The sequence below is a fragment of the Sphingomonas sp. GM_Shp_1 genome (genome assembly GCF_026540895.1).
Classification (GTDB): domain Bacteria; phylum Pseudomonadota; class Alphaproteobacteria; order Sphingomonadales; family Sphingomonadaceae; genus Sphingomonas.
Genome location: NZ_JALNUR010000067.1, coordinates 1 through 7,255 on the forward strand (window position 1 = coordinate 1; position 7,255 = coordinate 7,255).

Sequence of the window (7,255 nt, forward strand, 5' to 3'; positions counted from 1 at the left end):
CGGTCGGACTGGCGATGCTGCTCGGCATCGCGATCGGCTGGTGGGTGGCGCTGCCCATCCTGACCGCCATGGCCCCTTCGACCGGGCCGGTCGCCGAGTGGGCGGGCGCGGTGTTCAGCCGCGATGTGCGCTTCCTGGGGGCAGGCGTGATCGGGGTGGCGGCGATCTGGACGCTCCTCAAGATCATCGGGCCGGTGATCGGCGGCATCCGCTCGTCGCTCGCCGCCGCCTCGGCCAAGCGTGACGGGGCGGTGCTGGCGGTGGGCGAGCGCGACCTGCCGATCGGGATCGTCGCCGCCGTCGCGCTGGCGACGCTGGTGCCGATCGCCGGGCTGCTCTGGTCGGTGATCGCGGGCGGGCCGCTGGCGGCCTCTAGTTTCGCGCTGATCGGCGGAGCGCTGCTGTTCATCCTGCTCATTGGCCTCGTGATCGCCGCCGTCTGCGGATATATGGCGGGCCTGATCGGCGCGTCGAACAGCCCGGTGTCGGGGATCGGCATCCTGTCCGTGCTCGCTGCCGCCCTGCTGCTCGTCGGGCTGTTCGGGCGCGGCACCTCGCCCGACACGGCGCAGGCGCTGGTCGCCTATGCGCTGATCGTCACCGGCATCGTGTTCGGCGTCGCGACCATCTCCAACGACAATCTCCAGGATCTGAAGACCGGCGAACTGGTCGGCGCGACGCCGTGGAAGCAACAGGTGGCGCTGGTCATCGGCGTGATCTTCGGCAGCCTGGTGATCCCGCCGGTGCTCGACCTGCTCAACGCGACGCTGGGTTTCGCGGGCACGCCGGGCGCGGGGCCCAACGCGCTGTCCGCGCCGCAGGCGGCGTTGATCTCGGCGCTGGCCAAGGGTGTGCTGGGCGGCGACCTCAACTGGGGGATGATCGGGGTCGGCGCGCTGGTCGGCGCGGGCGTGATCGTCGTGGATGAGATTTGCGGCAAGCTCGGCTGGATACGCCTGCCGCCGCTGGGCGTGGGGCTGGGCATCTATCTGCCGATGACGGCGACGCTGCCGGTCGTGCTGGGCGCCGCGATCGGCCATGTCTATGACCGCTGGGCGCGCCGCAGCGCCAATCCGGAGACCGCCGAACGGCTGGGCGTGCTGGCCGCGACCGGGCTGATCGTCGGCGAGAGCCTGTGGGGCGTGGGTTTCGCGGGGATCGTCTACCTGACCAACTCGGACGCGCCGCTGGCGCTGGTCGGCGACGGCTTCGCGACCCCGGCGCTGGTCGGGGGGACGCTGGTGTTCCTGGGGCTGGTGGCGGCGCTGTATCGCTACACGCGCCGCCAGGTGATCACATTGCCGCCAGCAACTCGCTGATCTTCACGAAGGCAAAGCCGATCGAGCTGTCCGCGATGCCGTAGGGCAGGAACAGCGAATCGCCGTGCCGGATCGCGCCGCAGGAATAGACGACATTGGGCACATAGCCCTCGCGGTCCTGATCCTTGGCGGCCAGGATCGGCTGCCGGGTGCGGCCCAGCACCTTGGACGGATCGTCCTTGTCGAGCAGCGCGGCACCGATCGAATATTTGCGCATCGCGCCGACGCCGTGGGTCAGCAGCAGCCAGCCCTCGTCCGTCTCGATGGGCGGGCCGCAATTGCCGATCTGCACCAGCTCCCAGGGATAGACGGGGGTGAGGATCTTCTCCCCCTCTTCCCAATGGGTCAGCGAGTCGGACTTAAGCAGGAACAGATTCTCGCCGTCCTGCCGCCCGATCATCATATATTGCCCGCCGACCTTGCGCGGGAACAGCGCCATGCCCTTGTTGCGCGCAGCCGAGCCCGTCATCGGCACTAGGTCGAACGCGCGGAAGTCGCGGGTGCGCATCAGTTCCGACTGGATGCCCGAGCCGTCATAGGCGGTGTAGGTGCCGATCCACTCGACCGCGCCGTCGTCATGCGTGAACTGGACGATCCGCATGTCCTCCAGCCCCTTGGACTGGGCATGGGTGATCGGGAAGATGACCGTGCCCGACAGCGTCGAGTCGCGGTGGCGATGCACCGTGATCGGGCCGCTCGGCGCATTCTCCTCGCCCCAGCCATGCACGTCGGTGGCGGTGGCGAAGGGCGGTTCGGGCGCGAGGCGAAGCTGATTCTGGTCGTTGATGATGCCTTCGCGGAAGGCGACCGAGGAGATATGCCCCTCGCCCACCGCGCGCATCGACATCAGGATACGCTGCGACCCCGGCTGGATGCCGGTCTGGTCGAAATGCGGCACCGCGGAAGGGTTCATCAGCGCGGCGGCGGCATAGCTGTATTCGTGGCAGAAATAGGCACCGATCAGCTGTCGCTTCTCGTCGCTGATCTTCGCCCCGTCGAGCTTCAGCAGATCCTCGATCTGGTCATAGCGGCTCATGAAGACGCGTCGCGTCTGCCAGTGCCGTGCCTCGAAATCCTTCAGCACGGTTTCCAACTGGTCGCGGGCTTCCTCCGCCGACATCGCCAGCACCTCGCCGACCAGCCGTTCGGTCCGGCTGGGCGGTGCGCCGTTGCCGCCCGCCCATGCAATATGGAAGGGCCGCACCACGACGCGCGAAGGATCGGCATGAAGCCGCAGCCGGTGGTTGAACAAATCCATCGCGCTACCGTCTCGCCATTTTACCCAAAACGCTCATCCCATCCCCCGAACGCGACAGCGTATCAGGCGATGTGACGATCGGCTCCTGCCATGGATGAGGCGGATTGGCAAAGGCTTGCAATGGCACAATTGGCCAGTTGCAGCGCCAGGATCGATTCGGCGCCCTGGTTCCGGTTCAGCCCGGTCGGCATCAACCCGTCGAAACAGCCGCCGTCATTAGCGGTGGCCAGCGGCAGGTCGAGGTCGTTCATGCCCAGGAACCAGCCATAGGCCCGCTCGCCCTCCGCGATCCAGCGCGGGTCGTGGGTTGCGAGATAGGCCGAATGACACGCCTCCACCGTCGCCTGCGCCTCCAGCGGCTGCTGGTCGAACTGAAGCGGTTCGGCATAGGGCCGCCCGAAGCTCTCGCTGCCCACCGCGCGGAAGCGGCCCTCGGGCGAGGTCTGCTTGCCGACGATCCAGTCGAGCGTGGAAATACCGCAGTCGATCAGGTCCTGCCGCCCCAGCGCACGCCCCGCCTCGATCAGCGCCTGGGGCACGCGGGCATTGTCATAGGCGAGCACGATCTCGAACCACTGCCATTCGGGGCGCCGCGCCTCTTCGAGCAGGGCGAGATGCAGGTCGGGCATCTTCTCCAAGATCGAGCGCGCCAGTTGGTGCCCCGGTCGCGCCTCCAGCATCGCGGCGGCGCCCAGCATCGCAAAGGCCTGTGCGCGCAGAGAGCCCAGGTCCAGCGCTAGCGAGGCGGTGGCGTCGAACCACATTTGCGCCCAGTCGCGATGCTTGGGCAGTTGCGCGTCGCGCGCGGTCACGCCCAAAGCCCAGAGGGTGCGACCGTTGGAATCCTCCGATCCCACATCCTCGCACCAGCTCCGGTCGAAGCGCATGAAGTTGCGATAGCGCCGCGCCTCCGGGTTCCAGGCATATTGCAGGAACGAGGCGTAGACGGTCGTCCACTTGTCACGCGTGACGGGATCGATATCCGGCGCCTGCGTCATGAAGATCAGCGCGCGGGCATTGTCGTCGATGCAATAGCCGTGGCGGCGATCGGGCACCGAATAGATGGCGTGCTGCAACATGCCGGTCGAATCGCTCATCCGCTCCACGGCGGACAGATCGGGGGCGAGCGGCTTGATGGTGCTGGTCGCGCCGGTTGTGATCCGCCGCGGGCGGGTGGTGATCGCGGTGCCGATCAGCTTGATCGCACCTTCCGCCAGACGCGGCCAGATCATCGTACGGCCACGGGCATAGGCGCGGCTCGACAGATGGTCGCGCGCCGCCTGGTCGCTCAGCAACCGGTCGATCTCCCGCGCGAAGGCATCGACATCGCCGAAGGGCACCAGCACGCCATGCTCGTCGGCCAGGATCTCGGTCGCATGGACATAAGGGGTGGAAATCACCGCCTTGCCCACGCCGATGGCATAGGACAGCGTCCCGCTCGTGATCTGGGCGGGGTTGGAATAGGGGGTGGCGTAGATATCCGCCGCCTGGAGATAGTCGAGCAGTTCGTCATGCTCGACGAACGCATCGACGAACGCGACATTGTCCGACACGCCCCGCGCTGCGGCCAGCGCCTTCAGCCGGTCGCGATACGCCTCGCCCTCATGCGCGATCAGGTTGGGATGGGTCGCGCCCAGCACGACGTAAAGCAGCTCGGGATGATGCGCGGCGATGGCGGGCAGCGCCTCGATGATCGTCTCGATCCCCTTGTTCGGCGCGAGCAGGCCGAAGGTCAGCACGACCTTGCGCCCTTCCCAGCCGAAACGCGGCTTCAGCGCCTCGGGCGACATCAGGGCGCGGTCGGGCACGCCGTGCGGGATCATCGCGATCTGGCGCGGATCGGCGCCATAGACGCGCTGCAGGATATCGCGGCCCTTGTCGGCCATGACGATGATCTTGGCGCAGCGGCGGAGCAGCCCCTCCATCACGCGGCGCTCGTCGGCGGAGGGCTTCTCGAGGACGGTGTGCAGCGTCGCGATCACCGGCAGGGTGGTGCGATCGAGCAGCGCCAGCAGATGCTCGCCCGCCGCGCCGCCATAGATGCCATATTCATGCTGGACCCAGATGGCCTGCGCCCCGCTCGCCTCGATCCGGCGCGCCATGTCGATATAGGCGCTGCGGTCGTTCTGCGGGATGGCAGCGGTCACCGCGGGGGGATAGGCATAGCGTCCGGGATGGTCGTCCATCGCATAGACATCGACCGAGAGTTCGGGAAATCGGTCGCGAAGCGCGGAATAGACGTCGGTGGTGAAGGTGGCGAGCCCACATTGCCGGGGCAGAAAGTTTCCGATCAGCGCCAAACGTTCGATCACGGTTCCGTTCGCATCCACCATTTCGCTTGTCCTTGCAGGCGCGAGGGTTGGCGGCGACCCGCACTTCCCCTCTCGTATACAGTTAACACGCGGTCGGCACGATGGTTGCAGCGCGTGTTACATTTTCGCTGCACTGCAACCGGAAAAGGCGGTCAAAGGGTAAGAAAATACGGCGTTCAGAACAGGATAGCGCTTTTCGGCACGCCACAAAATCCTATCCCTGATCCTCTCCAAGCCATGCTTGGGGAGGGGGATCATGCGAAGCATGGTGGAGGGCCCTTACCAGTCCCCGCAAGATTCCCTGATCAGAAAGGGATCGCGCTCACCCGCGCCCGCGATAGCCCGCGACGCCCTGGTCGGGCAGCCACAGATCGGCAGGCGGCGTCGAGGACTGCCAGAACACGTCGATCGGGATGCCGCCGCGCGGATACCAATAGCCGCCGATGCGCAGCCAGACCGGCTTCATCTCCTCGAACAGACGCTCGCCGATGCCCACCGTGCAATCCTCATGGAACCCCGCATGGTTGCGGAAGCTGCCGAGGAAGAGCTTGAGCGACTTGGATTCGACGATCGTCTCGCCGGGCACATAGTCGATGACGAGGTGCGCGAAGTCGGGCTGGCCGGTCACCGGGCAGAGCGAGGTGAACTCGGGTGCCGCGAACCGGATCAGATAGGTGCGCCCGGGACGCGGGTTGGGAACATAATCGAGCACCGCCTCTTCCGGGGAAGCGGGCAGCGCGCTGGTCTGGCCGAGATGCTTCATGAAAGGCCATGTAGGACAGCCATGCCCAAAGCGCCAACGCTGATCCCGATTCTGGGCGACCAATTGCCCATGAATCTCTCCAGCCTGGAGGGCGCGGACCCGAAGCACAGCGTCCTGCTGCTGATGGAGGTGGAGGACGAGACGGGTTACGTCCGCCATCACAAGGCCAAGATCGCCTATATCCTGTCCGCCATGCGCCATCATGCCGAGGCGTTGAGACGGGCGGGCTGGACGGTCGATTATGTGAAGCTGGACGACCCCGACAATGCGGGCAGCTTCACCGGCGAGGTCGCTCGCGCGGTCGAGCGGCACGCCCCCGAACGGATCGTCGTGACGCAAGGAGGCGAGTGGCGCGTCGCCGCCATGCTGGATGCGTGGGAGACGATGTTCGGCATCCCCGTCGACATCCGCCCCGACACCCGCTTCATCGCCTCCCAGGCCGAGTTCGAGGATTGGGCGAAGGACCGCAACGAGCTGCGCATGGAGTTCTTCTACCGCCTGATGCGGCGCAAGACGGGGCTGCTGATGAAGGGCGACAAGCCCGAGGGCGGCAAGTGGAATTACGACGCGGACAATCGCAAGCCCGCGCCGAAGAAGGAAACGCCCCCCGAGCCGCTGACCTTCGCGCCCGACCGGATCACCCGCGACGTGCTGACACTCGTCGCCGCGCGGTTCGACAATCATCCCGGCTCGCTCGACGGCTTCGCCTATGCCGTCACCGCCGAGGAGGCACAGGCCCAGGCCGAGGCGTTCATGGCGCACGGCCTGCCCAAATTCGGCGACTATCAGGACGCGATGCTGACCGGGCAGCACCAGCTCTGGCACTCGGTCCTGTCGCCCTATATCAATTCGGGGCTGCTCGATCCGCTGGACCTCTGTCGCATGGCGGAGGCGGAATATGAGGATGGCAATGCCAGCCTCAATTCGGTCGAGGGCTATATCCGCCAGATCATCGGGTGGCGCGAATATGTGCGCGGGCTCTACTGGCATGTCGGGCCGGACTATGTGGACCGCAACGTACTGCGCGCGACCCGGCCCCTGCCCGGATTCTACTGGACGGGCGAGACCGACATGCACTGCATGGCGGAGGCTTTGGGCCAGACGCTCGACACCGCGCATGCGCATCATATCCAGCGGCTGATGGTGACGGGCAATTTCGCCATCCTGATCGGTGCCGACCCGGCGGAGGTGCATCGCTGGTATCTGGAAATCTATATCGACGCCTATGAATGGGTCGAGCTGCCCAATGTCATCGGCATGAGTCAGTTCGCCGATGGCGGCATCATCGCGTCCAAGCCCTATGTGTCGTCCGGCGCGTACATCAACCGCATGTCGGATTATTGCGGCCATTGCCGATATGATGTGAAGCAGCGGGTGGGCGAGGACGCCTGCCCGTTCAACGCGCTCTATTGGGATTTCCTGGCGCGGCACGAGGCACGGTTCGGCGAGAATCCCCGGATGGCGATGCCCTATCGGAACTGGAACCGGATGACGGAGGAAGACCGGCAGGCGATCCGGGCGCGGGCGGCGGGGTTTTTGGAGGGGTTGGATCGGGGATAGTGATTCCACGCCCAAACCTCACCGCGCATCCTCTCCCCTCCCG

Annotated in this window: 5 protein-coding genes; 2 read left to right on the top strand and 3 right to left on the bottom strand. The window is 66.1% G+C overall.

The genetic code is table 11. The features are described from left to right. On the top strand, nt 1–1,319 hold a 1,319-nt coding region (locus OXQ33_RS17275), incomplete at its 5' end, for an oligopeptide transporter, OPT family (protein WP_267436022.1). Here OXQ33_RS17275 and OXQ33_RS17280 read toward each other — a convergent pair. The 3 genes from OXQ33_RS17280 to queF form a co-directional block, all read right to left on the bottom strand. Beyond that, nucleotides 1,294–2,577, bottom strand: a complete 1,284-nt coding sequence (locus tag OXQ33_RS17280) for a glycoside hydrolase family 130 protein (RefSeq protein ID WP_267436024.1) — start codon at nt 2,575–2,577, stop codon at nt 1,294–1,296. The genes OXQ33_RS17275 and OXQ33_RS17280 overlap by 26 nt on opposite strands. Nucleotides 2,578–2,639: 62 nt before the next feature. Then, nucleotides 2,640–4,910, bottom strand: a complete 2,271-nt coding sequence (locus OXQ33_RS17285; RefSeq protein ID WP_267436026.1) for a glycosyltransferase family 4 protein — start codon at nt 4,908–4,910, stop codon at nt 2,640–2,642. 301 nt (nt 4,911–5,211) lie between these two features. Continuing rightward, nucleotides 5,212–5,652, bottom strand: a complete 441-nt coding sequence (gene queF / locus OXQ33_RS17290) for a preQ(1) synthase (RefSeq protein ID WP_193754644.1) — start codon at nt 5,650–5,652, stop codon at nt 5,212–5,214. 21 nt (nt 5,653–5,673) lie between these two features. Here queF and OXQ33_RS17295 point away from each other — a divergent pair, with 21 nt between their 5' ends. Next, nucleotides 5,674–7,212, top strand: coding sequence for a cryptochrome/photolyase family protein (locus OXQ33_RS17295; RefSeq protein ID WP_267436032.1), 1,539 nt, complete (start codon nt 5,674–5,676; stop codon nt 7,210–7,212). Nucleotides 7,213–7,255 lie beyond the last annotated feature (43 nt).